21 protein-coding genes are annotated in these 21,438 nt (G+C 63.5%); 10 read left to right on the top strand and 11 right to left on the bottom strand.

Going from position 1 to position 21,438, the window contains the following annotated elements:
* A partial coding sequence (locus AC0ZT5_RS32975) for an FAD-dependent monooxygenase (RefSeq protein WP_488499838.1) occupies nt 1–891 on the bottom strand: 891 nt, incomplete at its 3' end.
* A gap of 197 nt (nt 892–1,088) precedes the next feature.
* Between AC0ZT5_RS32975 and AC0ZT5_RS32980 the strand changes: the two genes are divergently transcribed.
* The 5 genes from AC0ZT5_RS32980 (at nt 1,089) to AC0ZT5_RS33000 (ending at nt 5,987) form a co-directional block, all read left to right on the top strand.
* Nucleotides 1,089–1,391, top strand: a complete 303-nt coding sequence (locus AC0ZT5_RS32980) for a hypothetical protein (protein WP_488499839.1) — start codon at nt 1,089–1,091, stop codon at nt 1,389–1,391.
* Entirely contained in the window at nt 1,375–2,373 is a 999-nt protein-coding gene (locus AC0ZT5_RS32985; protein ID WP_488499840.1) for a LacI family DNA-binding transcriptional regulator, read from the top strand. Before AC0ZT5_RS32980 ends, AC0ZT5_RS32985 begins: the two co-directional genes overlap by 17 nt.
* Nucleotides 2,370–3,887 (top strand): sugar ABC transporter ATP-binding protein, encoded by a 1,518-nt coding sequence (locus tag AC0ZT5_RS32990; RefSeq protein WP_488499841.1) that lies wholly within the window; start codon nt 2,370–2,372, stop codon nt 3,885–3,887. The genes AC0ZT5_RS32985 and AC0ZT5_RS32990 overlap by 4 nt, the downstream gene beginning before the upstream one ends.
* Nucleotides 3,887–4,936, top strand: coding sequence for an ABC transporter permease (locus AC0ZT5_RS32995; RefSeq protein WP_488499842.1), 1,050 nt, complete (start codon nt 3,887–3,889; stop codon nt 4,934–4,936). Before AC0ZT5_RS32990 ends, AC0ZT5_RS32995 begins: the two co-directional genes overlap by 1 nt.
* Nucleotides 4,937–5,003: 67 nt before the next feature.
* Nucleotides 5,004–5,987 carry a substrate-binding domain-containing protein gene (locus tag AC0ZT5_RS33000; protein WP_488499843.1) on the top strand — a complete coding sequence of 328 codons (984 nt, stop codon included), beginning with the start codon at nt 5,004–5,006 and terminating at the stop codon, nt 5,985–5,987.
* Nucleotides 5,988–6,173: 186 nt separating this feature from the next.
* Here AC0ZT5_RS33000 and AC0ZT5_RS33005 read toward each other — a convergent pair whose 3' ends face one another.
* The 7 genes from AC0ZT5_RS33005 to AC0ZT5_RS33035 form a co-directional block, all read right to left on the bottom strand.
* Nucleotides 6,174–7,148: a nucleoside hydrolase gene (locus AC0ZT5_RS33005; RefSeq protein ID WP_488499844.1), complete on the bottom strand. Its 975-nt coding sequence runs from the start codon at nt 7,146–7,148 to the stop codon at nt 6,174–6,176.
* Nucleotides 7,149–7,256: 108 nt separating this feature from the next.
* Complete coding sequence (locus AC0ZT5_RS33010; protein WP_457151782.1) at nt 7,257–8,192, bottom strand: phosphatidate cytidylyltransferase; 936 nt, start codon at nt 8,190–8,192, stop codon at nt 7,257–7,259.
* Nucleotides 8,192–8,854 carry a lysophospholipid acyltransferase family protein gene (locus AC0ZT5_RS33015; RefSeq protein WP_488499845.1) on the bottom strand — a complete coding sequence of 221 codons (663 nt, stop codon included), beginning with the start codon at nt 8,852–8,854 and terminating at the stop codon, nt 8,192–8,194. The genes AC0ZT5_RS33010 and AC0ZT5_RS33015 overlap by 1 nt, the downstream gene beginning before the upstream one ends.
* On the bottom strand, nt 8,851–9,294 hold the full coding sequence (locus AC0ZT5_RS33020) for a hypothetical protein (RefSeq protein ID WP_488499846.1): 444 nt from the start codon (nt 9,292–9,294) through the stop codon (nt 8,851–8,853). The genes AC0ZT5_RS33015 and AC0ZT5_RS33020 overlap by 4 nt, the downstream gene beginning before the upstream one ends.
* On the bottom strand, nt 9,291–10,616 hold the full coding sequence (locus AC0ZT5_RS33025) for a phosphatase PAP2/dual specificity phosphatase family protein (RefSeq protein ID WP_488499847.1): 1,326 nt from the start codon (nt 10,614–10,616) through the stop codon (nt 9,291–9,293). The genes AC0ZT5_RS33020 and AC0ZT5_RS33025 overlap by 4 nt, the downstream gene beginning before the upstream one ends.
* Nucleotides 10,617–10,621: 5 nt before the next feature.
* Nucleotides 10,622–12,400 carry a bifunctional alpha/beta hydrolase/class I SAM-dependent methyltransferase gene (locus tag AC0ZT5_RS33030; RefSeq protein WP_488499848.1) on the bottom strand — a complete coding sequence of 593 codons (1,779 nt, stop codon included), beginning with the start codon at nt 12,398–12,400 and terminating at the stop codon, nt 10,622–10,624.
* A gap of 37 nt (nt 12,401–12,437) precedes the next feature.
* Nucleotides 12,438–13,043, bottom strand: coding sequence for a CDP-alcohol phosphatidyltransferase family protein (locus tag AC0ZT5_RS33035; RefSeq protein WP_488499849.1), 606 nt, complete (start codon nt 13,041–13,043; stop codon nt 12,438–12,440).
* A gap of 253 nt (nt 13,044–13,296) precedes the next feature.
* Between AC0ZT5_RS33035 and AC0ZT5_RS33040 the strand changes: the two genes are divergently transcribed.
* From AC0ZT5_RS33040 to AC0ZT5_RS33050, 3 genes are all read left to right on the top strand, one after another.
* Nucleotides 13,297–13,776 carry a MarR family winged helix-turn-helix transcriptional regulator gene (locus AC0ZT5_RS33040; RefSeq protein WP_457151787.1) on the top strand — a complete coding sequence of 160 codons (480 nt, stop codon included), beginning with the start codon at nt 13,297–13,299 and terminating at the stop codon, nt 13,774–13,776.
* Nucleotides 13,773–14,942: an HlyD family secretion protein gene (locus AC0ZT5_RS33045; RefSeq protein WP_488499850.1), complete on the top strand. Its 1,170-nt coding sequence runs from the start codon at nt 13,773–13,775 to the stop codon at nt 14,940–14,942. The genes AC0ZT5_RS33040 and AC0ZT5_RS33045 overlap by 4 nt, the downstream gene beginning before the upstream one ends.
* A 320-nt stretch (nt 14,943–15,262) precedes the next feature.
* The gene (locus tag AC0ZT5_RS33050; RefSeq protein ID WP_457151775.1) at nt 15,263–16,795 is read left to right on the top strand and encodes a DHA2 family efflux MFS transporter permease subunit; all 1,533 of its coding nucleotides are present in this window, start codon (nt 15,263–15,265) and stop codon (nt 16,793–16,795) included.
* Nucleotides 16,796–16,846: 51 nt separating this feature from the next.
* Here the strand turns inward: AC0ZT5_RS33050 and AC0ZT5_RS33055 are convergent, their stop codons facing one another.
* Nucleotides 16,847–17,362 carry a CAP domain-containing protein gene (locus AC0ZT5_RS33055; protein WP_488499851.1) on the bottom strand — a complete coding sequence of 172 codons (516 nt, stop codon included), beginning with the start codon at nt 17,360–17,362 and terminating at the stop codon, nt 16,847–16,849.
* A 79-nt stretch (nt 17,363–17,441) separates the two neighbouring features.
* The gene (locus AC0ZT5_RS33060) at nt 17,442–18,665 is read right to left on the bottom strand and encodes a TadE/TadG family type IV pilus assembly protein (protein ID WP_488499852.1); all 1,224 of its coding nucleotides are present in this window, start codon (nt 18,663–18,665) and stop codon (nt 17,442–17,444) included.
* A 295-nt stretch (nt 18,666–18,960) separates the two neighbouring features.
* Between AC0ZT5_RS33060 and AC0ZT5_RS33065 the strand changes: the two genes are divergently transcribed.
* Together AC0ZT5_RS33065 and AC0ZT5_RS33070 are read left to right on the top strand one after the other, a co-directional pair.
* On the top strand, nt 18,961–19,785 hold the full coding sequence (locus AC0ZT5_RS33065; RefSeq protein ID WP_488499853.1) for a DUF2189 domain-containing protein: 825 nt from the start codon (nt 18,961–18,963) through the stop codon (nt 19,783–19,785).
* Nucleotides 19,786–19,877: 92 nt separating this feature from the next.
* Nucleotides 19,878–20,744: a dienelactone hydrolase family protein gene (locus AC0ZT5_RS33070; protein ID WP_488499854.1), complete on the top strand. Its 867-nt coding sequence runs from the start codon at nt 19,878–19,880 to the stop codon at nt 20,742–20,744.
* A 30-nt stretch (nt 20,745–20,774) separates the two neighbouring features.
* Here AC0ZT5_RS33070 and AC0ZT5_RS33075 read toward each other — a convergent pair whose 3' ends face one another.
* The gene (locus tag AC0ZT5_RS33075) at nt 20,775–21,407 is read right to left on the bottom strand and encodes a LysE family translocator (protein WP_488499855.1); all 633 of its coding nucleotides are present in this window, start codon (nt 21,405–21,407) and stop codon (nt 20,775–20,777) included.
* Nucleotides 21,408–21,438 lie beyond the last annotated feature (31 nt).

The following is a 21,438-nucleotide window of genomic DNA, read 5'->3' on the forward strand; positions in this document are numbered from 1 at the left end:
CTGGCCGCCGGCCGGGCTGTGGATGTGGCCGGCATCGCCGGCGAGGAACACCCGGCCGATGCGGAAATTCTCGGCGACTCGATGATGCACGCGGTAGGTCGAGAACCAGTTGACCTGATGAACCTTGACGCCGGTGTCACGCTCGACATCGGCGCGGATCGTCTCGAAGGTGATCGACTCGTCGGCCTCATGCGCTTTCGGCACGATGCCGATCAGGCGCAGGGAGCCCGATTGCCGGACCGGCATGACGATGGCGAAGCCATAGGCGCTGATGACAGTGTCCATGCCATTGCGTGTGACGTCGCCGCGACCGTCGACGTCGGCGACGTAGAAGGATTGTTCGTAGGTGCCGCCGGGAAAGCCGATGTTCAGCCCGTGGCGCACGGCGCTGCGAGCGCCATCGCAACCGGCCAGGTAGGCGGCACTGACCGTTTCAGTGCGGCCGTCCCTATTCAAGGTAACGACGACAGCATCGCCCTTGTCCTCGAAGGCGACCAGCTCCGTGTTGCGCTCGACCTCGATGCCGGCGCGTTCCAGGTGCGTGATCAGCACGTGCTCGTGGATGTCCTGCGGCAACGCGAAAGCGAACGGGTAGGGGCTGATGCCGCGGCCGAAGTCGGCCAGCGGCAGCCTGGCCGCAATGCCGGCCGGCGTGTGCACGGTGAGCTGTTCGATCCGCACGCCGGCGGCGAGCACGTCTTCGACGATGCCGATCTGGCGATGGAACTCCAGCGTACGTGCCTGGACGGCCAGCGCACGCGAGGTTTCGCCCGGAGCGGACGCCTTGTCGAAGATGCGGACCGGCACGCCGAGCCGCGTCAACCAGAGCGCTAGCGTCAGCCCGGTCGGCCCGGCGCCGGCAATGAGGACCTTGGTCTTTGACATGCTCATTTTTCTTCTCCTTGAACAGTGCGGACTTTTTCGCCAGCCGCATGGTCTTGCGATTTCGGGGCCGAAAAATCCCGATTCGTTTCTGAAAATTTTCCGATGTTTGGTTGAGTTGGACGTCTGCTTGTGCGGGAGCCGCCACCGCGTGGAGCTATCGGCGCGGCAAGGATGCCGGCACGGCGCGGGCCGGGACTGTCGCCTTGAGTGGACAAGCCTCGGCAGAGCTGTCGCTTGACAGCGCCAAGGGATACCCCGGCCAGTTTCATCGAATGCCCATCGAGCAAAATCGAAACGAAGGTGATCGGCCGATCCTGCAAGACGCCCATCTTTCGGGGGCGACGAGAATTGGGCCGGAAAAGGCTATCGAAGCGATTGCGCAAACGTTTCGATGGTCCTATGGTTTCCCAAAATCCGCCAAGAACAATGAGAGCGGACTGGAACGCATCATCAGGGAGGAGCGCTTGCCAGCACTCCGTTTGAGTCATCATGCCGACAATGGCTGAGGTAGCGCGCCGCGCCGGCGTGTCGGTTTCGACCGTTTCGCATGTTATCAACCGCACCCGCTTTGTCTCGCCGCAGAAGGCTCAGCTCATCAATGATGCGATCGCCGCCATGGGTTATCAGCCCAACGAGCTGGCACGGTCGTTGAAAGTGGCCTCGACCAACAGCGTGGGCCTGGCGATCTCGGCGATTTCAAACCCCTATTTCACCGACATTATCTGCGCGGTGGAGGCCGAATGCGCACGTCTTGGCCTCATGGTCTTCCTCTCTGACACGCAGGAGGATCCCGACCGCGAGCTTTCGGTGGTGCGCGCTTTCCACCAGCGGCGAGTCGACGGCGTCATCCTGGCGCCGTCGGGCGCGCCGCAGCGGGCCATCGACTATCTGGCGGAGAAGAAGCTGCCCTGTGTGCTCATCGACCGCTTCGCCGACGACCGCTTCGACCAGATCGGCGTCGAGAACCAGTCGTCGATGCGCGCGCTGATCGATCACGTCGCCTCCTTCGGCCACAAACGCATCGGCTACATCGCCGGCCAGCCGGACCTGGCGACGACGCGCGAACGCATCGACGCTTTTCGCGGGTCGCTGGCGGCCAATGGACTTGAGTGCCTGCCGCACTATGTCTCGCCGGAGAACGTCGACACGGCGAGCGCAACGGCATCGACCCACGCCATCCTGTCATTGCCTTCGCCGCCTACGGCATTGGTTACCGGCAACAACATGACGACGATCGGAGCGGTGCGGGCGATCCGCGAACGAGGCCTCTCGATACCGGCGGACCTTTCGCTCGCCGGATTCGACGATTTCGAATGGGCAGACTGCTTCGAGCCGCGCCTGACGCTTGTCGCGCAGCCATGTACCGAGATCGGACGACAGGCGGCTGCCTTGCTCTGCGCCCGCATCGCATCCACCGATTTGGAACCGCAGGCGGTGCGGCTGCAGGCCGCGCTGCAGGTCCGTCAATCCTGCGCGAGGCCGGCATGAGTGCGCCGCTGCTGTCGGTCACCGGCGCGGTCAAGCGCTTTGGCGGCGTCCAGGCGCTGCGTGGCGTCGACTTCGACCTCAAGCCCGGCGAGATCCACGCGCTGCTCGGTGAAAACGGCGCTGGCAAGTCGACCCTCATGAACCTGTTGTCGGGTGTCTATGCGCCGGACGAGGGCACCATCCAGATCGACGGGAAGCCAGTGCGCTTCCACAACCCGCGTGAAGCGCAGGCAGCTGGCATCGCCACCATTTTCCAGGAACTCGACCTGGTGCCAACGCTCGACGTGGCGGCCAACCTCTTCCTCGGCCGCGAACTGATGCGGCCGGGCGGCTTCCTCGACGTGCCGGCGATGCGCAGCGAGGCCCGCAAGCGGCTCGAAGCCATAGAGCTTGCCATCGATCCCGCCAGCATGGTGGCGAACCTGTCGATCGGCCAGCGCCAGGTGGTGGCGATCGTCAAGGCACTGTCCTACGCCTCGCGCGTGCTGATCATGGACGAGCCGACGGCAGCACTGACGGTGGGCGAGGTCGAAAGGCTGTTCGACATCATGCGCAAGCTCGCCGCCAGCGGCGTCGGCATCGTCTATATCTCGCATCGTCTGGAAGAGGTGCCGCAGATCGCCGACCGGGTAACGGTGATGCGCGACGGTCGCGTCGCCGGCGTCACCGAGCCGCACGCGCCGCAGGCCGAGTTGGTACGCCTTCTGGTCGGGCGACCGCTGGATGAGCTTTATCCCGAACGCGCCCGGGAGGCTGGCAAGACGCTGCTCAGCCTGCGCAATGCGAGCTTCAGGCTCGCCCATGAAAGCGCTGGATGGCAGCCGCCGACAGGCATCTCACTCGACGTCAAGGCGGGTGAGATCGTCGGGCTGGCCGGCATCATGGGGGCAGGGCGTACCGAACTCTTGAGCGCGCTCTACGGCACCGGCCTTACCGGCCGCTGGGAGGGTGATGTCGCGGTCGACGGCCGCCCGGTAAAGCTCGATTCCATCAAAGCCGCCCGCGACGCCGGCATCGCCTTCGTCACCGACGATCGGCGCGGCAGCGGCCTGATGCTGAGGATGGCGGTGGGCCTCAACCTGGTCATGTCGGTGATCCGGCGCATCTCACCCTTCGGGCTGATGTCGGCGCGCCGGCAGGCGGACGCGGTGAAGCAGTCCTTCGGCCAGTTCGATATCAGGCCGAAGAATCCCGACATCGCCGTAGGCGCGCTTTCGGGCGGCAATCAGCAGAAGGTGGTGCTCGCCAAGGAGATCCTCGGCAATCCCCGGCTGCTGCTGCTCGACGAACCGACGCGCGGCGTCGATGTCGGCGCCAAGGGTGAGATCTACACGCGGCTGCGGCAACTGGCTGCACAGGGCCTCGGCATCCTGGTCGCTTCCAGCGAGATGCCGGAGCTGATCGGCCTGTGCGACCGTATCGTGGTGCTGCGCCAAGGGCGCAACGTGGCGGAATTCATCGGCGGCGTCGACGAGCACACGGTGCTTGACGCGGCAAATGGCAGGGAGGCCTGATGTCTGAGCAGAAGATTTCGGCGGCAAGCGGCCCGGTGGCCACAGCACCGGTGCATCGCGATCCGCTAGCCTTGGTGGTGCGCTTCCAGAGCCTGATCGGCCTCGTCGTCGTGGCGATCGGTGGCGTCATCTTCTCGCCGCGCCGGCATGGCGAAATCCTGTTCCTCAACCCCGACAACATCGCCAACATCGTTCGCGCCGTGTCCGAGACCGGCATCATCGCCATCGGCATGACCTTCGTCATCATCACTGCCGGCATCGACCTTTCTGTCGGCGCGGTGCTCGGGCTCTCCAGCGTCGTCACCGCATCGATGATGATTTCGGGCGGCTTCGGGCTCATCCCCACCATCCTCGCGGTGCTCGTCATGGGCATCGTCTTCGGCGTCATCCAGGGCACCATCTCCAGCCGCTTCCGGCTCGAGCCGTTCATCGTGACGCTCGCCGGCCTGCAGGCGGCGCGCGGACTGGCGCTGGTCGTGTCGGGCAATCAGTACATCAACATTTCCTATGGCGACGGGCCGGGGCTGGCGCCACCGGTGTTCGCGGTGCTGGGTGAGCGGCTGTTCGACAACACCGTGCCTGTGGCGACGATCGTGTTCATCGTCTTTGCCGCGATCGCCACCATCGTGCTCAACACCACACGTTTCGGCCGCTATGTCTTTGCCGTCGGCGGCAACGAGCGCGCGGCGCGTATTTCCGGCGTGCCGGTGTCGATGGTCAAGATATCGGTCTACGCCATCACCGGCTTTGCCGCCGCACTTGCCGGCATCGTGCATGCCGGCCAGTTCAATTTTGGCAGTGCCAATGACGGCATGGGCTACGAGCTCACCGCGATTGCCGCAGTGGTCATCGGCGGCACCAGCCTGTTCGGCGGCGCCGGCTCGATGGTCGGCACCGTCGCCGGCACCATTATGCTCGGCGCGCTCGCCAACATCCTTCAGCTCAACAACATCACCCCCGCCATGCAGCTGCTCGCGACCGCCGCGATCATCGTGCTGGCGGCAGTGCTTCAATCCCTCGTTCGCCGCCGCGAGGGTTTGGGTCGTTAGGAGGTTGGCGGCAGGAAGTCGAAGTCAACCAAGGTCTGGCCCCGGCCCGACGAGGAGGAGAGTGAGTATGAAAACCACAAGACAAAGGCGTGCCCTCAAGGCTGTGCTTCTGGCAGGCGCTGGCCTGTGCATCGCGGGAGCCGCACAGGCTGCCGATCCGATGGTCAAGGCCTGCGCCAAGGACGGCCAGTTCATCATCGGCTTTTCGCAAGCCAACAATGCCGAACCCTATCGTCAGCACGTCAATGACGAGCTGACCGCGGCGGCCAAGGAAGTGCCGGGCTTCACGCTGCAGATCGCCGACGGTGCCGGCAACGTCAACACGCAGACCTCGCAGGTCGACAATTTCATCACCCAGAAGGTCGATCTGCTACTGATCTCGCCCTTCGAGGCGGCACCGCTGACGCCGGCGGTCAAACGCGCCATGGATGCCGGCATCCCGGTCATCGAACTCGATCGCAAGACGGTCGGCGATCCCGGCAAGGACTACACCGCTTTCATCGGCGGCGACAATTACAAGATCGCGCTCGAGGCGGGTAAGTATACTGCCAAGACCTTGCTGCCTGATGGTGGCGAAGCAGCCGTGCTCGAAGGACTGCCAAGCTCTACGCCCGCGGTCGAACGGCTGAACGGCTTCAAGGATGGCGTCAAGGAGAATGCCAAGATCCAGGTCGTCGCCGAGCAGGCCGCCGACTGGGTGCCGGACAAAGCCCAGACCGCCTTCTCGGCCATGCTGCAGGCGCACCCCGATATCAAGGTGCTTTATGCCTCGAACGACATGATGGCGGCCGGCGCGCTGCTCGCCGCCAAGGGCGCCGGCAAGGACGTCAAGATCATCGGCACCGATGGCTTGCCGGGACCTGCCGGCGGCATTGAGGCGGTGGCGAAAGGCGACTGGGCCGCGACCTTCACCTATCCGACCGGTGCCAAGGAAGCGATCGAGATGTCGAAGAAGATCCTGCTCGATTGTGCGACGTCGGTGGATTCGACCGTCACCGTCGACACGACCGCGATCACGCCCGAGAACGCCAAGCAGCTCGCTGGCAAGTAAGCTCTTGTAGATTGTCAGATCCAGGGCGGGGTCAAGACCCCGCCCTGCGCGCGTTCGCAACCCTCACCGGCAAGTCGACCGGCTCTGATCGCCGTGGGTAAGAGTTCGCTGGATCACACGGGGCGCGTGACGTCACGGACGAAGATAGCGATATCGCTACGAACGACTATCCGGAGGAAGGGTGCGTCACCCCTTCTGCCTCGTCAGCCGCTCCAGCGCATCCACGATCAAATCGCAGAATTTTTGATGGTCGAGCTTCATCGCAACGGTGTGGCGGAAGTCGACCTGCTCGCTCGCCGTGCCGCCGAAATGGTGCATGCCACCCATCTTCTCGAAATTGCAGACCGTCATGCCCTTGGTCCACCGTCCGGCAAGCTCGACGCGGATGTCGGCCTTCTCGGTGGTGAAGACGGTCGAGTCGATCATGGCCGCGACGCAGCATGCGTCATGGACCGCGGGATACTCGATCTGCAGGAGGCCGCCATGCGTGGTCGCGATGAACTCCCAGATATCGAGAATGAACTTGGCCATCGGGCCACCGACGGTGCGCACCCGGTCCTGAAGCTCTTTGGTGGCGAGCGCCTGATGCGTCAGGTCGAGACCCACCATGGTGACGTCCCAGTTGGCCCGGAACACCACATCGGCGGCTTCCGGGTCGGCATAGACGTTGAACTCAGCCGCGGGCGTGATGTTGCCTCTGGTATGGCTTCCCCCCATCGCGACGACGCGCTTCACCCGCTCGACGATGCGGGGGTCCTTGCGGACGGCCAGCGCGATGTTGGTGTAGGGACCGACCGGCACCAGCGTGATCGTCTTCGGCTCATGCGCCATGACCGTATCGATGATGAAGTCGACGGCATGGCGCTTGTCGAGCTCGAACGAGGCGGTCGGCAGCACAGGGCCATCGAGCCCGGTTTCGCCGTGGATCTCGATGGCCAGCACCTGATCGATGAGGAGCGGGCCGGGAGAGCCCTTCGCCACCGGCACCTTGATGCCATAGGCGGTGCATACCGAAAGGGCATTGCGTGTGGTGTTTTCGACATTGTGGTTGCCCGACACCGTGGTGATGCCGAGGAGATCGATCTGTGGATTGCCTGCCGCCAGCAAGATGGCGATAGCGTCATCATGCCCAGGGTCGCAGTCCAGTATGATCTTTTCCATGTGGCACCTCTTTTGCCGGCCGAGCCTGTCGGGACAAGAGACTGCCGCACCTACGCCGTCAAGCATCTGGCGCTCAACCGACCCAGCCTAGAGATTCCAAACAGGCGCTCACACCGTCCAGAAATAGCGCACGATGTGAAAGAAGACCGGAGCAGCGAACACCAGGCTGTCGGTGCGGTCCATCATGCCGCCATGACCTTCGATCAGATGGCCCCAGTCCTTGACGCCCTGGTCGCGCTTGATGGCCGAGGCGACCAGTCCACCCAGAAAACCCATCGAGCAGGCGACGAAGGCCACGGCTGCCGCCTGCAGCGGCGAGAACGGCGTCACGAACGACAGCAGCGCGCCGAGCAGGCTCGCCGACACCAGCCCGCCGATCAGCCCCTCCCAGGTTTTCGACGGCGAGACGTTCGGCGAAAAACGGTGTTTTCCGAACAGCTTGCCGAAGATGTATTGCAGCACGTCGCTGCCTTGCACGACGATGATCAGGAAGGCGATCAGCAACAGGTTGCGGCCTTCGAAGCCTGGCACATTGAGGGTCAGCAGCGCCGGGACATGGCTGACGCAATAGACCGAGATCATCACCGCCCATTGCTGGGCGGCGATCCGCTCGAGAAACCGTTCGGTGTCGCCATGCAGCGCGGTGATGGCTGGCATCAGCAGGAAGCAATAGACCGGAATAAAGATGACGAAGAGCCCGTACCAGGCGGTCCACACCAACCAGTATTGAAACGGTATGATGATGCCGAACATGCCGAGCAGCACCCAATGGTCGCTGCGGCTTGTATGCGTCAACGTCACGAATTCGCGCAGCGCCGCAAACGAAATCAGCGCGAACAGGATGGTCATACCGTCGCGGCCGAAGAAGAAGGCGACCGTTATCAACACCACCATCACCCACCAGGCGTTGATGCGCTGGGTGAGGTTGACCAGCGTTGAACTGAGCGGCTTCGGCGCCCGCGCCGAAAGTATGGCCGCGACGATGCTGGCGGTGGTCAGCACCGCCAGCAGGCCGATGATCAGAATGGAGATTTCGTGGCGCATCAATCGTCTCGCTCGGGGCGCGGGTTGAGCGCCAGAAGCATGGCGTGGGCGCGCTCGAGAAAGGCGCGGCGTTCTTCGCCTGGAGCCACCGCCACCGGCGCGCCGAAGACGACGCGGCACAGCAGCGGCACCGGCAGGAACTGGCCCTTGGGCAGCACACGCGACATGTTCTCGATCCAGCATGGGATCAGCTCGACCTCCGGCCGTGCCATCGACAGATTGTAGAGTCCGGAGCGGAAAGCCAGCAGCGGATCCTCGGTCATATTGCGCGTGCCCTCGGGAAACAGGATCAGCGAATGGCCCTGGTCGAGAACCGAAAGCATGATCTCGATCGGGTTTTCTTCAGGTTTCGTCCATTGCCGGTTGATGAGCACCGACGACAGCATGTCCTCGGCGATGAAGCGGCGCAGCCGCGACTTACCCCAGTATTCGCCGGCGGCAACCGCGTGGGTGACGGCGCGCTCCTTCTCGCTCAGGCAGGCCGACAGCAGGATGAAGTCGCCATGGCTGGTGTGATTGGCGAAATAGATGCGCTGCCGGTCGGACGGCAGGCTGCCATTCCAGATCGGACGCACCCCGGTCACCACCCAGGCCAGCGCAGACAGGCCAACGGAGGTTACCGTCTGCAGCAAGGTGAAGGTCTTGAGCGAAAGCTTGCTCATCGCGGCGCCCAAAACCCCGTGGCGAGTAGCGCTGCGGCAAACAGGGCGAGCGCGGCGCGCTGCTTGAACAGCAGGCGACGGGTGCCGGCCATGCGGTCATCAAGCGAGCGTGTCGTGGACGGCGATGGTTTCAGGCGCATGCGCGCCAGTATGTCATCCACCGCGGCACCACCGGAAGCCTCGTCATCGTGGCTGGCCATCAGCCGGAACAACAGCGCGTCGAACACCAGGAGCGCCGACAGCGCCAGCACGGCAACCGCGCTCGCGGCTGTGAGGGACAGCGCGATGGCTGCGGGCAAGGTCTCGAAGGCGCCGCGTGCCGAAGCAACCAAAGGCGCAAGGATATTTGCGGCCACCACAATCGCGGCCGGCCATGCGGCCTGCTGCATCAGCGTGCGGGCGAAGCGACCGGCGCGTTCCTGGTCGGCATTGCCCGTCATGACGCCGCCCGCTCCTTGGCCTCGGCAAGATGAACCGGCCGGCCGGTGGCCATCAGCATCTCGCGGGCAAGCGTCGGCGTCCTGGCCCTGCCGGTCGCCACCAGCCATTCGGCGACCACGCCGGCGCTGCGCTGGAAGCCGAGCGCGCAGCAGACCAGCACGGTGCCGTCGCGGCGCGCACTCTCCAGCGCGCTGGCTGCCTGCTCAAGCATCGTCACGGGCGGCGGCAACAGATCGATCATCGGAAAGCTGATCCAGCGGCAATCTGCTCCCGCCGGTTTTTCAAGTTCGGCGGCGAGATCGATCACGGTGCCGAAGCCGCGGGCCTCGCTTGCCGTCGGAAAGCGGCCGAGAAAGACACCGTGACTGACGGCCACGAACGGCGGGAGCTTACGCGTCCAAATCGCGGCATTCACCCCAGCGCCCAGCCGGTAGGGCCAAAGCAGGACGCGGCTTGCCAGGGACACATGACCTTCCGCAGTTTTCTGGAACACCTTTGCGCCAGCCCCGGCATAGCCGAAGGCGACGATGGCCAGCGCCAATGCCGGCCAAAGCAGGATGAGTGCCGTGGCGGAAAAGAAGGCGCCGAGCGCGGCTCCGGCCAGCGCAAGGAGGGCGCCCAGCGCATAGAACAGCGCCAGCCGGCGCGCCTTGGCATCGCTGGTCAGCCGGGCGCCTGAAAACGGCAGTTCGCCAGTGCGCGGAAACAGCCACAGGGCGAAGAACCCGAGCAGCGCGCCGGTCGGGATGTCGATGAAATGATGTTGCCAGGTTGTCAGCACCGAGGCGCCGATCAGGAAGCACCAGCCATGCCAGAGCGGCAGGAGGAGGCCGCCGAGCCGGTGGCGCCAGTGATCCCAGATGATTGCCAGCAGGGCGATGTGCAGCGAGGGCGCCTGGTTGAACGGTTTGTCGAAACCGCCAAGCACGGCAAACAGGAAGCCCGGCAGGCCGCTCGTTGCGGGCCGCACGAACGTCAGTGTCAGCGGGAACAGGATGAAACAGGCGACGGCGACGATCTGCGCGGTGAGATAACGCCCGGCCAGGCGGTCGACCCCTTGCCTGCTGTCGTTGAGCAGCAGCGACAGGCCGTAGAACAGGTTGATCGACCAGTAAGGCACGATGGTCCAGGCGAGGAAGGGGATGCTGTGTTCCCAGGTGAACACGATGCTGCCGACGTCGTCGCGCCGCGACGCCAGCCAGTTGGCGAAGCCGTAGCTGAGGTAGAAGAACGGCGCTAGGAAGGCCAGCCAAAGCGCTGCCCTGACGACCACCCGGCCATAAGGTTCTGCGCGCACCGTGGATGCAAGCGATGACACCATCCTGCTCAGCGGCGCCGCGCGACCGAGACGGTGAAGATGCCCCATTGGTCGATGCGCTGCTCGAGCTTTTCGAAACCGGCGGCTTCGACGAGCTGGTCCATCTCGCCTTGCGTGCGCCGGCGCATCACCCAAGCCTGGCCGCCGCGATGCGAGGTCAGGCTGCGGGCGATCATCTCAAGCTGTGGATGCCAGGGCTGGTCGGTGTAGAGCAACAAGCTGCCCGGCTGCATGGCGCTGGCCAATCCACCGAGCGAGCGGGCGATCATGGCGTTGTCCGAGAACAGTTCGTAGAGGCCGGAAACGATGGCGAGGTCGGGCGCCGGATCGATCGAGGCGAGCATGTCGGCATCGAAAGCGTCCGCGCGCTGGAACGACACGCTCGCCGGCAATTGCCGCTCGGCGATCAACCTGCGGCCAAGCTGGACATTGAGGTCGGAGTAGTCCTGCAGGCGCACGCTCGCCGGCTGGTCGGGGCTCTTCACGATGGCATCGAGAACATAGCGGCCATGGCCGGCGGCGATGTCGAGAATGTGCGCTGGCCGGCCGGTGGCCTTGAGCGTCGCCAGGCAAGAGCCGATCAGCTCTTCAAGATGCAGCTTGCGCTGGCGGATGCCGCGCCAGCCAATGGCTTCCAGGAAGATGCGGTCGACGAAGCGGCCAAGCGGCGTAAGACCCCGCGCGTCGTTCTCGTAGACATAATCCAGCGTCGAGCCGGAATCGAAGCCGGTGGTGACGCCCGCCTTCATGCCCGACGAGACCCAGGCGCCCATGCGGATGGACGCGCGGCTGAACGCCCAATAAAGGCCCTTGGGCGACAAGAGGTCGAGCGGCGAGGCAAGCCTGTCGGCCTCGTCGCGCGTGTACCCGGCGATGTCCGCCTGCTTCAGGTCGACAGGCGCATCCGGCGAGGCGAACTGCTTTTCCAGGAACGGCCGGATCAGGTCGAGGGCCTGCGCGCGGTCGCGCTCGCCCAGCGTGTCGTGGAAGAAACCCGGCAACACATGGCGTTCCTTTGTGCGGCTGCCGAGATTGACGAAAAACGCGTGCTGCGGGCCGTGGCGCACCACCCAGTCGCTGCCGGAAAGCAGAAGCTGCGTCGGCACGGTGATGGCGCGGGCGTCCGCAACGATGCGTGCCGCGTGCTGGTAGAGTTCCACAAGGATGTTGGAGGCGATCGGCCGCGTGATCAGCGGATCGCTCTCGAAGGAGGCGATGCGCACGGGATCATGGGTCAGGAACTTCGCCTTGACGTAGGAATTGACGAAGAAGCGGCCCTTGATGTTCTGCCAGAACGCGATGCCTTCCTTGGCGAACGGTACGTAGAGCTTGACCGAAAAGGCCGGTGAAGCCAGCACCATGGCACGCAGTTTCGGCGCATAGTCGTGGACCCAGGCCGCAGTGAGCACGGCGCCGAAGGATTGCGCGATCAGCGCAATATCCTGCGTGGCAAAGCCATCCCTGGCGGCAATCTCGCGCATGAAGCAGTCGATGTCACGCACCAGGGCCGAGAAGGAAGGGGCATAGCCGCGCTCGCCGGATGAGCGGCCATTGCCTCGGGCATCCCATGCATAGAGGGCGTGGTCCGGCATCTGCAGTTCGTCGACGAGATGGGCCATGCGACCGCCATGCTCGTGGCCGCGGTGGAACAGCACCACCGCGCCCTTGGCATTGGCGGAAGCTGCCGGCCAGAAGCGGTAGAAGATCTCCGTCCCGTCATGGCTGCGGAAGACACGCTCTTGCGCTTGCCGCTCAAGGCTTTCCGCGGCGATCGGTTCGTGCTTCATGGTCTTTCCCTCGGGCGGCATGGCGAAGCCTCGATGCTTAGCTGGCGCTGCCAATAAGGCCAGCGCGTATCCGGTTTATGGCGGTCAACAGTGAAAGCGTTGCCATGGCCGGAAACACAAGCGGCACGATGGAAGTCGGCCAGAGGCCGGCGGCGCACAGCACGGCGACCACGCCAAGCGCCAGCGCCCTGTCGCTCTTGCCGAACGGCCCGGCATAATTTCGCCCGATCCCGGCAGCGATGCCGAGCACGCCGGCGAATTCGGTCAGCACAGCGGTGAGGGCGAAGGCGACGACGCCCCATGGGCTGAACTGTGGAAAGACGGCGAACGGCAGGATCAGCGCAAGGTCCGAAACGACGTCGCAAAGCTCGTTCAGATACATGCCGAGCGTCGAAGCCTGCCCGTGTTCCCGCGCCAGCATGCCATCCACTGCATTCAGCGCCATGCGCACGAACATCACCACGGGAACGAGCAGCAGCGAGCGCCATTCATGCAAGATCGCGATGGCCGTCCCGGCCGCGATCGACATCAGGGCGGCCAGGATGGTTATGCTGTTTGCTGTGACCCCGATTGCCGCCAGCCGATTGACCAGCGGCCGCAGCCTTCCCTGGAAAGCTGGCTTGAGAGCGTAGAGCGTCGGCATTTTTGGTTGATCCCCCGATCCTGACAGCGGCTGTACATCAATCTGTCACACTCGACTAGCGGCACGAAGCGGCGCCTCTCTAGCGCGCACATCCTGATGTGGTGGATGCGGTCATGCCGACTGCCATGGCCACCGACCAGACGTTCACCACCCGCTAACCATGATTGCGAAGCACGGCCGTCATGCACATTTGCCGGTTTCTGGTGCAACCCGGCATCTTGAATAATAAGCACGCTTATTATATATGCCGCTCATGGTTTCTGATGGCATAGACAGATTGGGCTTCTTGATCCACGACGTGCAGCGCCTGATGCGCAAGCGCTTCGAGGCGAGGGCCAGTGGCTTGGGGCTTTCTTCGGCGCAATGGCGGCTTCTGGTCCGTGTTGCCAAGGAAGATGGTGTCGCGCAGGCGCGGTTGGCCGAACTTCTTGAAATCGAGCCGATCAGCGTTTCGCGCCTGGTTGACCGTATGGAGGAGGGTGGCTGGATCGAGCGCCGCCCCGACGCAGCCGATCGCCGCGTCCGCATGATCTTCCTGACGCCCAAGGCGAGCGACGCCTACGCCGTAATCAAGAGCATTGCGGGAGAAGTCTATGAAGAATCGCTGGTCGGCGTGAAACCGGAAGCCCGTCGCGTCCTGATCGAGGGACTTGAGGCGATGGTCCGCAACCTGACTGACGACGAGACGCCGTCCGTTGAAAAAGTGAAGAGTGCAGAAGGCGCAGCAGCATGAACGCGGTAGCCAAGATAGACGAGAAGGTGACCGAGCTGGAAATGGACGCGCCGGCGCAGCCGGCCGCGGCCCCGGTGGCGGTTGCTCCTCCGATGCAGCCGGCCCCGGCGCCGGTGAAGAAGAAGCGCGGGCTGGGCCGCTCCCTGCTGATGGTTGCGCTGCCTGCGGCGCTGGCTATCGGCGGCGGTTACGTCTGGGTCACCGGCGGCCGCTACCAGGAGACGGAGAACGCCAATCTGCAGCAGGCCAAGGTGTCGATTGCTTCCGACACGGCCGGCCGCATCGTTCAGGTCGACATTGCCGACAACCAGCTGGTCAAACAGGGCGATGTGCTGTTTGCCATCGACCCGGAGCCCTACCGGATCGCGCTGGCCCAGGCCGACGCGGCGGTGGCGGGCGCGCGTCTCAATGTCGAGCAGCTGCGCGCGGCCTATGGGCAGTCGATGGCACAGCAAAGGTCCGATGCCAGTGAGGTCGACTTCGCCCAGTCCCAGTTCGACCGTGCCGCCGACCTTGCCCAGAAGGGCATCAACGCCAAGTCGTCGCTCGACCAGGCCAAGAACGATCTCGACAAGGCAAAGCAGCAGCTTGCCGTTGCCGAGCAAGGCATCATCAGCGCCAAGGCAGCCCTTGGCGGCAATCCAGACATCGAGACAGACAAGCACCCGACCGTGATGGCCGCGCTCGCCGCGCGCGACAAGGCGGCCTACGATCTGGCGCAGACCACGGTCAAGGCGCCGGCCGACGGCATCGTCAGCCAGGCCTCGTCGTTCAAGGTCGGTCAGTATGTCGGCTCCGGCACACCGCTGTTTTCGCTGGTCGAGACCGGCGACACCTGGATCGACGCCAATTTCAAGGAAACCCAGTTGACCCACATGAAGCCCGGCCAGAAGGCCGAGATCATGGTCGACACCTATCCGGGCAGAACTTTCGAGGCGACGGTCAAGGCGATCGGCGCCGGCACGGGAGCCGAATTCTCCCTGCTGCCGGCCCAGAATGCCACAGGCAACTGGGTCAAGGTCACGCAGCGCATTCCGGTGCGCCTGGAACTGACCGATGCCGACGCCAAGATGGCGTTGCGCACCGGCATGAGCGCGACCGTTACCGTCGACACCGGCGTTGCCCGCGGGTTTCCCGCCATATTCGGCCACGCTACGGCGGGCTAAGCGGTGTAGTAGAATGGCGCAAGCCCGTGGGAACCAAGCGGGTGCAAGCCAGTAGCAGGATTGGTCTGATGGGAGGATGGGAAGCATCAGCGTTTGGTTGGAGTCGCGTCGCGACTCGACCGGAATCTGAAATCTTCGACACGGACCCCTCGGTCCTCATGTTTCCGGGCGGCAGGCATCCGCTCATCAGAGACTTTCGGTCGACGTAACCCCCACATCGACCATCGCGTCCCACCGCGAATGAGGGTCTCTCAACGGAAGGCCTTGCCGCCCGGAAACCTGTTCTACACGATTTTGTTACCTGCCGGAAGTTCCGCATCATGAGCACGCCCGAACCCTTCAAAGAAGTGCCGCATCGTGGCCTGATTACGGTCGCGCTCATGCTGGCGACGATCATGCAGGCGCTCGACACGACGATCGCCAACGTTGCGCTGCCGACCATGACCGGCGATCTCGGCGCCTCGCCGGACAACATCAACTGGGTGCTGACGTCCTACATCGTTGCCGCAGCCATCATGACGCCGGTCACCGGCTGGCTGGCCGACCGCTTCGGCCGCAAGGAACTGTTCCTGACGGCGGTGGTCGGCTTCACCGTGTTCTCGATGCTGTGCGGCATCGCCTGGAGCCTGGAGAGCATAGTGTTCTTCCGGCTGATGCAAGGCGTGTTCGGCGCCGCGATCGTGCCGTTGTCGCAGACCTTCCTGCTCGACATCAACCCCAGAGAACGCCATGGCCAGGCGATGGCGATCTGGGGGGCCGGCATCATGCTGGGGCCAATTCTGGGCCCGACGCTCGGTGGCTGGCTGACCGAGAATTTCAACTGGCGCTGGGTGTTCTTCATCAACCTGCCGGTCGGCATTGTCGCCTTCCTCGGCATGGCCGCCTATTTGCCGGCTGTTGCCCGGCGGGTGCGCGGTTTCGATTTCTTCGGCTTCGCCATGATATCGCTCGGCGTCGGCGCGCTTCAGCTGTTGCTTGATCGCGGCGGCGAGGTCGACTGGTTTTCCTCGAATGAGATCTGGATCGAGCTTGGTCTTTCGCTGACCGGCTTCTGGGTGTTCATTATCCACACGGTGACGGCCGAACATCCCTTCATCGATCCCAAGATTTTCCTCGACCGCAATTTCGTTACCGGGCTGGCGTTCATCTTCGTCATGGGTGTGCTCATCCTGGCGAGCATGTCGTTGCTGCCGCCAATGCTGTCGACCATCTTCGGCTATCCAACCATCACCATTGGCGTTGTCCTTGGGCCACGTGGTATCGGCACCATGATTTCGATGCTCGTCGTCGGGCGGATCATGAGCAAGATCGACGCCAGGATCCTGGTCGTCATCGGCTTTCTGCTGACCGCGCAATCACTCTACACCATGTCCAGCTTCACGCCGCAGATGGACAACTGGCTGATCATCAGTTCGGGCGTGATCCAGGGCCTGGGAATGGGAATGGTGTTCGTGCCGCTGTCGACCGTGGCGTTCGCCACGCTTGACGTGCGCTTCCGCACCGATGCCACGGCCTTGTTCAGCCTGGTGCGCAATCTTGGCTCGTCCATCGGCGTTTCGGTGGTGACGGTTCTGATGGTGCGCAACACGCAGGTCAATCACACCGAGCTTTCGGCGTTCATCAATCCGTTCAACCCCAATCTGTGGGCGGTATCGCCGGCGGCCGCGAGCGGCGATCCAATGGCGCTTTCGGAGGTGGATCGGATGGTCAATCTGCAGGCGATGATGATCTCCTACGTCAATGACTTCAAAATACTCATGGTGATGACGCTGATTTCCATTCCGTTCGTTTTCCTGCTGCGCAAGCCAAAGCAGGCGCCCGCCGGTGGCGCACCAGCCGCACACATGGACTAGATGTCGTCACCCTCGAAATTCAAGGCGACGACCAGCTAGAGGAATCCCGCCTTACCTTCCGAGCACAAGGCTCCAGTAGCGCAGGGCGCCGTCGCGGCCGTCGCGCACATAGGCGAGGCCAAAGCGGGTGAAGCGCGGGTCGAGCATGTTGCGGCGGTGGTCGGGCGAATGCGCCCATATGTCGAACAGCTTCTGCAGGTCGAAACGGCCCTCGGCAATATTCTCTGCGGCGGCGCCAGCAATGCGATTGTCCTTGACGCGCGAGGCGAAATCCTTGCCCCAGCCGGTGGTGTGGCTCATGCGGCCACGCAGCGCCATGTAGCCGGCCTGCTGCAGGGCGGCCTGCTCGAGCTGTGGGTCAGGGACCAGCGGCGGAAGCCCGGTCGAGGCTCGGATGCTGGCCAGCGTGCCGGTGGCGGACGAGGAGACGCCGGCGCCTTCGCCGGTCGGCAGCGAAACGGTGCTGCAGGCGGCAAGCCCGGCCAGGGCTGCAAGGCCGACTGCCTTGAGCCATTTGCGCCTGTTCAAGTTCGCGATCTGCTCGTGTTCGATTCCCGAAGTGGTCATGCCTGCCTGAGATAGTCGCGATCATGGCTTTTGCCGGGCAGGGCGGTGGAAATCTGGAATCGAAACGGCCGTTGCCCGCTCATTTCACCAGGGTGATGAGGCGGCTTGCATACATCTCGCGATTTCCAAACATGGCTGTACAGTCGGTCTTGATGGATGAGTTGCCGGTCATCAGTACGGTCAGGCCAACAAGCCTCAGGCAGTCGCCTTGACCGCTCATATCTGAGTTGCCGGCAAAGGAAATGGGCGCGTCAGGCGCATAGACGAACCCGCTGATCACGGAATTTGCGCCGCCGTTCAGCGTCAAGGCCGAAGTGTTGCCGTGGCTCTCGAAAATGGTAATGCCAGCGTAGGGACCGCTGGTGGGAGGGGACAGGTTCACCATTTCATTTGCATTTATGTAGATCTGTGCGTCCTCCATGAGGAATATGGTCACGCCTTGGCCGTTCAGGCTGCCGTTGCCGCCCGGCTTTATGGTGGTGCCGCGCAGGATGTAGACGCCCGGATTGAGCGTGATGTTCCCCGACAAGGTCTTGTCGCAATACGTGCCTGGCGACAGCGTGTAAGTTTTGCCGTTCGGCACGGGCAGGCACAATGTGTAGGGAGGTGGGACGATGTCCGCCAGTGGGTCGAAAGACGCATATTGATGTTCGAGCGGCGCACCGCAGGTAAGATTGGCGTTGGGAGGCGAAAGCCCGGAAGTGCCGCCGGCGGTCGAGACGCAGCCTGCCGACACCTGCGCCGAACCGCCTCTGCTGACAGCATCGGACGCATCCGAGTTTGCCGCGATCACGCAACTGCTCATAGAGACATCGGTCGAGCCCTGCAGGCTCACGGCGGCCGACGCATGTGAATCGAGCGCCAGCACACAGGCCTGCGCGCCGGGGTGCATCTTGACCGTGGCCGAGCGGTGGGCTGGCCAGGGGGCCGCGCCATTGATGAAGCTCGGACGGCTGATGCTGGACGAAACCGAGATGTAATAGGCACTCGGGTCGCCGCTGGCGCTTGCCGAAAAGGCGGAGACGCTGCCCGTATACTCCTGCTGGTCGGCGACGCTCATATTGGCCGTAAAGAATGCCAGCCCAAGCTCCTGCACATCACTCGCGGTCATGCTGGGTAGGTACTTTGTCCCGACGGCAAGCCCAGCCGCGTCCAGCGAATTCTGTAATTGCGCGGCGTCGTCGCTCGTGCCAGTCAGATCGATGGTACCGGCCACGACAAGCATTATCGGCAACATTGCTATGGCGGTCGCCATGGCAAAGTTGCCGCGCTCCGAAGACCAGAAGCTCTTCAATGCGAACATCGCCCCTCGCCAAAACCTGTAAAGTCCAAGTGATACGCCAGGGGGTCTCTACGCGCTATTTCAGTAATTACTAAAATTTGTAATGCTTAAATGCAGCAAGATGGCCGACCAAAACGAAAGCCTGCCAACGCACGGCCATATGAGAGGTGACAGCGAGAGATGAGCACGAGGAGCAGCTTCAAGCTATTGACGCGGCGACAACCCCTGGCAAATCGGCTATGGTGCTACATCTACTAGTGGCAGCTGCGGGCGGCCATCCGGGCGGTGACCGTCCCCGACACACGGGAGGAAGGTTATGGCCGGCTTTCATGTCATGGCGGACGCACACGGGGCGCACGTACAGCCCACGGTTCGCAGCATCACCACGGCGGATCTCAGGGATGCGCTGCGCCTCGGCGCCGAGGACTTCTGGGCAAAACCATCGCACTACGTGTTCCTGTGCCTGATCTACCCCGTTGTCGGCCTGATCCTGACGCGATGGACGTCCGGCGCCAATGCCATCCAGCTCATCTATCCCCTGATGTCGGGTTTCGCCCTGGTCGGCCCGTTTGCCGCCATCGGCCTTTATGAGATCAGCCGCCGCCGCGAACTCGGCATGAACACCTCCTGGCGGCATGCCCTCGATGTGCGTCACTCGCCGGCAATACCGTCGATCGCGGCGATCGGTATCATGCTGGTGGCGCTGTTCCTGTTGTGGCTCTACACCGCGCAGTCGATCTACACCGGCCTGTTCGGCGACCAGCCGCCGGCATCGATCGGTGACTTTGTCCGCGAGGTGCTGACGACCGGCAAGGGCTGGACCCTGATCCTCGCCGGCAATGCCGCCGGTTTTGTCTTCGCCGTTGTCGTGCTCGCCACCACTGTGGTTTCCTTCCCGCTGTTGCTCGACCGAGATGTCGGCGCTGTTTCGGCCATCGAGACCTCGGCGCGCGCGGTGATGGCAAACCCGCTGCAGATGGCGCTGTGGGGGTTGATGGTAGCCGTGCTGCTGGTGATCGGCTCGATCCCGCTGTTTGCCGGGCTCGCCGTGGTCATGCCGGTGCTCGGCCACGCCACCTGGCATCTCTACCGCAAGGTGGTCGAGCCGGAGCGGGCGCAGCAAATCCGGCGGCCGATGTGACGACGCCGGAACGCCAAACAAAGAGCGCCTGACAAAGCCTGATATGCTTGGCTTGTCGGCGCCCTCTGTGGCCAGGTGACGGAGACTGACGCATGGCGTGGAAACTGTCCGGAGTGCTCAAGAAGATCGTCTGGCTGATCTGCTTTGGCATTGCGGGCCATCTCAATATTGCGCTGGCAAGCGCCGACCTGCCGGTGCAACTCGAAAGCGCGGCTGTCACGCCGACGCCGTTTCAGCAACGCATTGCGAGAGAAAGCGGCAAAGTCCTGAATGATGTTCCCGGCACGCCACTGAACGGGTATCTGACGCGACCGCCGGGTGAGGGGCCGTTCCCGGCTATCGTCGTTCTCCACGGATGCACGGGTCTGTTCCCAAGTGTAAGGAAAGCCTGGTCGGAACGGTTGTCTTCCTGGGGTTACGTCGTCCTCTTTGTCGACAGCTTCAGCACGAGAGGCATAAAGGAGACCTGTGATGGCCTCCACTCTGTCGATCGCGTCTATGACGCCTACGGCGCTCTGGAATTCCTGTCGAAATACAGTTTTGTCGACCCGCAGCGCATTGCGTTGATGGGGTTCTCCGCTGGCGGGATCGCAACGCTTGAGGCCGTGCAATCTGGTGGCGCGGAGAGGCTTATGGCGCACAAATTCAAGGCAGCGATCGCCTACTATCCGGATTGTTCGGCGACGAATGGCGACATGGCGGCGCCGACCTTGGTCCTCATCGGTGAGCTGGACGATTGGACGCCCGCCAAGAAATGCCAGGAGATGATGGCGCAGCGCAGCGGCAAGGGAAGCGCCGTGCAGCTTGACGTCTTCAAGGGCGCTCGTCACGCATTTGCCGCCCCAGGATACAAGCCCGGCACCGAGGCCTATGGTCACCGGATGGAGTATGATGCGGCTGCCGCCGACCAATCCATCCGCGATTCTCAGGCTTTTCTGAAGGAAGTCTTCGGCGGCTGACGGCGGCGATCGCCGCTTGTACTTCCACTCTCAGCGCTGTGCGTCGGTCGCCATCTTCAGCGCGAGTGCCATCAGCACGGTGCCCATCATCCAGCGCTGGATGACCAGCCATAGCGGCCGGCCAGCGAGGAAGGTGGCTATCGAGCCCGCTGTCACCGCGATGATGGCATTGACGCTGAGGCTGATCGATATCTGCGTCGCGCCGAGCACCAGAAGCTGCGACAGGACATGGCCTTTGTCCAGGCTGATGAACTGCGGCAGCAGCGACAGATAGAGCACGGCCACCTTCGGATTGAGCAGATTGGTCATCAGGCCCATGGCGAACAGCTTGCGCGGCCGGTCCCGCGGCAGCTCGCGCACCTGGAATGGCGAGCGACCGCCCGGCTTCACCGCTTGCCAGGCCAGCCACAGGAGATAGAGCACGCCGGCAAAGCGCAGCGCGTCATAGGCATAGGGCACGGCAAGCAGCAGCGCGGTGATGCCGAACGCCGCCGCCAGCACAAAGAAGACAAAGCCGAGCGCGACGCCGCCAAGTGAGATCAGGCCCGCCTTTGGCCCTTGCGACAGGGAACGCGAGATCAGGTAGATCATGTTGGGGCCTGGCGTCAGCACCATGCCGAGGCAGACCAGCGCGAAGGCGAGATGGTTGGCGGTTTCGGGCATCTGTTCGTTCCCCTGCGCACCCCGGTGCGGA

The organism is Mesorhizobium sp. CNPSo 4670, from assembly GCF_057784235.1.

What these genes read in the sequence shown, in the direction of transcription:
- AC0ZT5_RS32985 (WP_488499840.1), top strand. Translation starts at nt 1,375, where the DNA reads ATGCCGACAATGGCTGAGGTAGCGCGCCGCGCCGGCGTGTCGGTTTCG.
- AC0ZT5_RS32990 (WP_488499841.1), top strand. Translation starts at nt 2,370, where the DNA reads ATGAGTGCGCCGCTGCTGTCGGTCACCGGCGCGGTCAAGCGCTTTGGC.
- AC0ZT5_RS32995 (WP_488499842.1), top strand. Translation starts at nt 3,887, where the DNA reads ATGTCTGAGCAGAAGATTTCGGCGGCAAGCGGCCCGGTGGCCACAGCA.
- AC0ZT5_RS33000 (WP_488499843.1), top strand. Translation starts at nt 5,004, where the DNA reads ATGAAAACCACAAGACAAAGGCGTGCCCTCAAGGCTGTGCTTCTGGCA.
- AC0ZT5_RS33005 (WP_488499844.1), bottom strand. Translation starts at nt 7,148, where the DNA reads ATGGAAAAGATCATACTGGACTGCGACCCTGGGCATGATGACGCTATC.
- AC0ZT5_RS33010 (WP_457151782.1), bottom strand. Translation starts at nt 8,192, where the DNA reads ATGCGCCACGAAATCTCCATTCTGATCATCGGCCTGCTGGCGGTGCTG.
- AC0ZT5_RS33015 (WP_488499845.1), bottom strand. Translation starts at nt 8,854, where the DNA reads ATGAGCAAGCTTTCGCTCAAGACCTTCACCTTGCTGCAGACGGTAACC.
- AC0ZT5_RS33020 (WP_488499846.1), bottom strand. Translation starts at nt 9,294, where the DNA reads ATGACGGGCAATGCCGACCAGGAACGCGCCGGTCGCTTCGCCCGCACG.
- AC0ZT5_RS33025 (WP_488499847.1), bottom strand. Translation starts at nt 10,616, where the DNA reads ATGGTGTCATCGCTTGCATCCACGGTGCGCGCAGAACCTTATGGCCGG.
- AC0ZT5_RS33030 (WP_488499848.1), bottom strand. Translation starts at nt 12,400, where the DNA reads ATGAAGCACGAACCGATCGCCGCGGAAAGCCTTGAGCGGCAAGCGCAA.
- AC0ZT5_RS33035 (WP_488499849.1), bottom strand. Translation starts at nt 13,043, where the DNA reads ATGCCGACGCTCTACGCTCTCAAGCCAGCTTTCCAGGGAAGGCTGCGG.
- AC0ZT5_RS33040 (WP_457151787.1), top strand. Translation starts at nt 13,297, where the DNA reads ATGGTTTCTGATGGCATAGACAGATTGGGCTTCTTGATCCACGACGTG.
- AC0ZT5_RS33045 (WP_488499850.1), top strand. Translation starts at nt 13,773, where the DNA reads ATGAACGCGGTAGCCAAGATAGACGAGAAGGTGACCGAGCTGGAAATG.
- AC0ZT5_RS33050 (WP_457151775.1), top strand. Translation starts at nt 15,263, where the DNA reads ATGAGCACGCCCGAACCCTTCAAAGAAGTGCCGCATCGTGGCCTGATT.
- AC0ZT5_RS33055 (WP_488499851.1), bottom strand. Translation starts at nt 17,362, where the DNA reads ATGACCACTTCGGGAATCGAACACGAGCAGATCGCGAACTTGAACAGG.
- AC0ZT5_RS33060 (WP_488499852.1), bottom strand. Translation starts at nt 18,665, where the DNA reads ATGTTCGCATTGAAGAGCTTCTGGTCTTCGGAGCGCGGCAACTTTGCC.
- AC0ZT5_RS33065 (WP_488499853.1), top strand. Translation starts at nt 18,961, where the DNA reads ATGGCCGGCTTTCATGTCATGGCGGACGCACACGGGGCGCACGTACAG.
- AC0ZT5_RS33070 (WP_488499854.1), top strand. Translation starts at nt 19,878, where the DNA reads ATGGCGTGGAAACTGTCCGGAGTGCTCAAGAAGATCGTCTGGCTGATC.
- AC0ZT5_RS33075 (WP_488499855.1), bottom strand. Translation starts at nt 21,407, where the DNA reads ATGCCCGAAACCGCCAACCATCTCGCCTTCGCGCTGGTCTGCCTCGGC.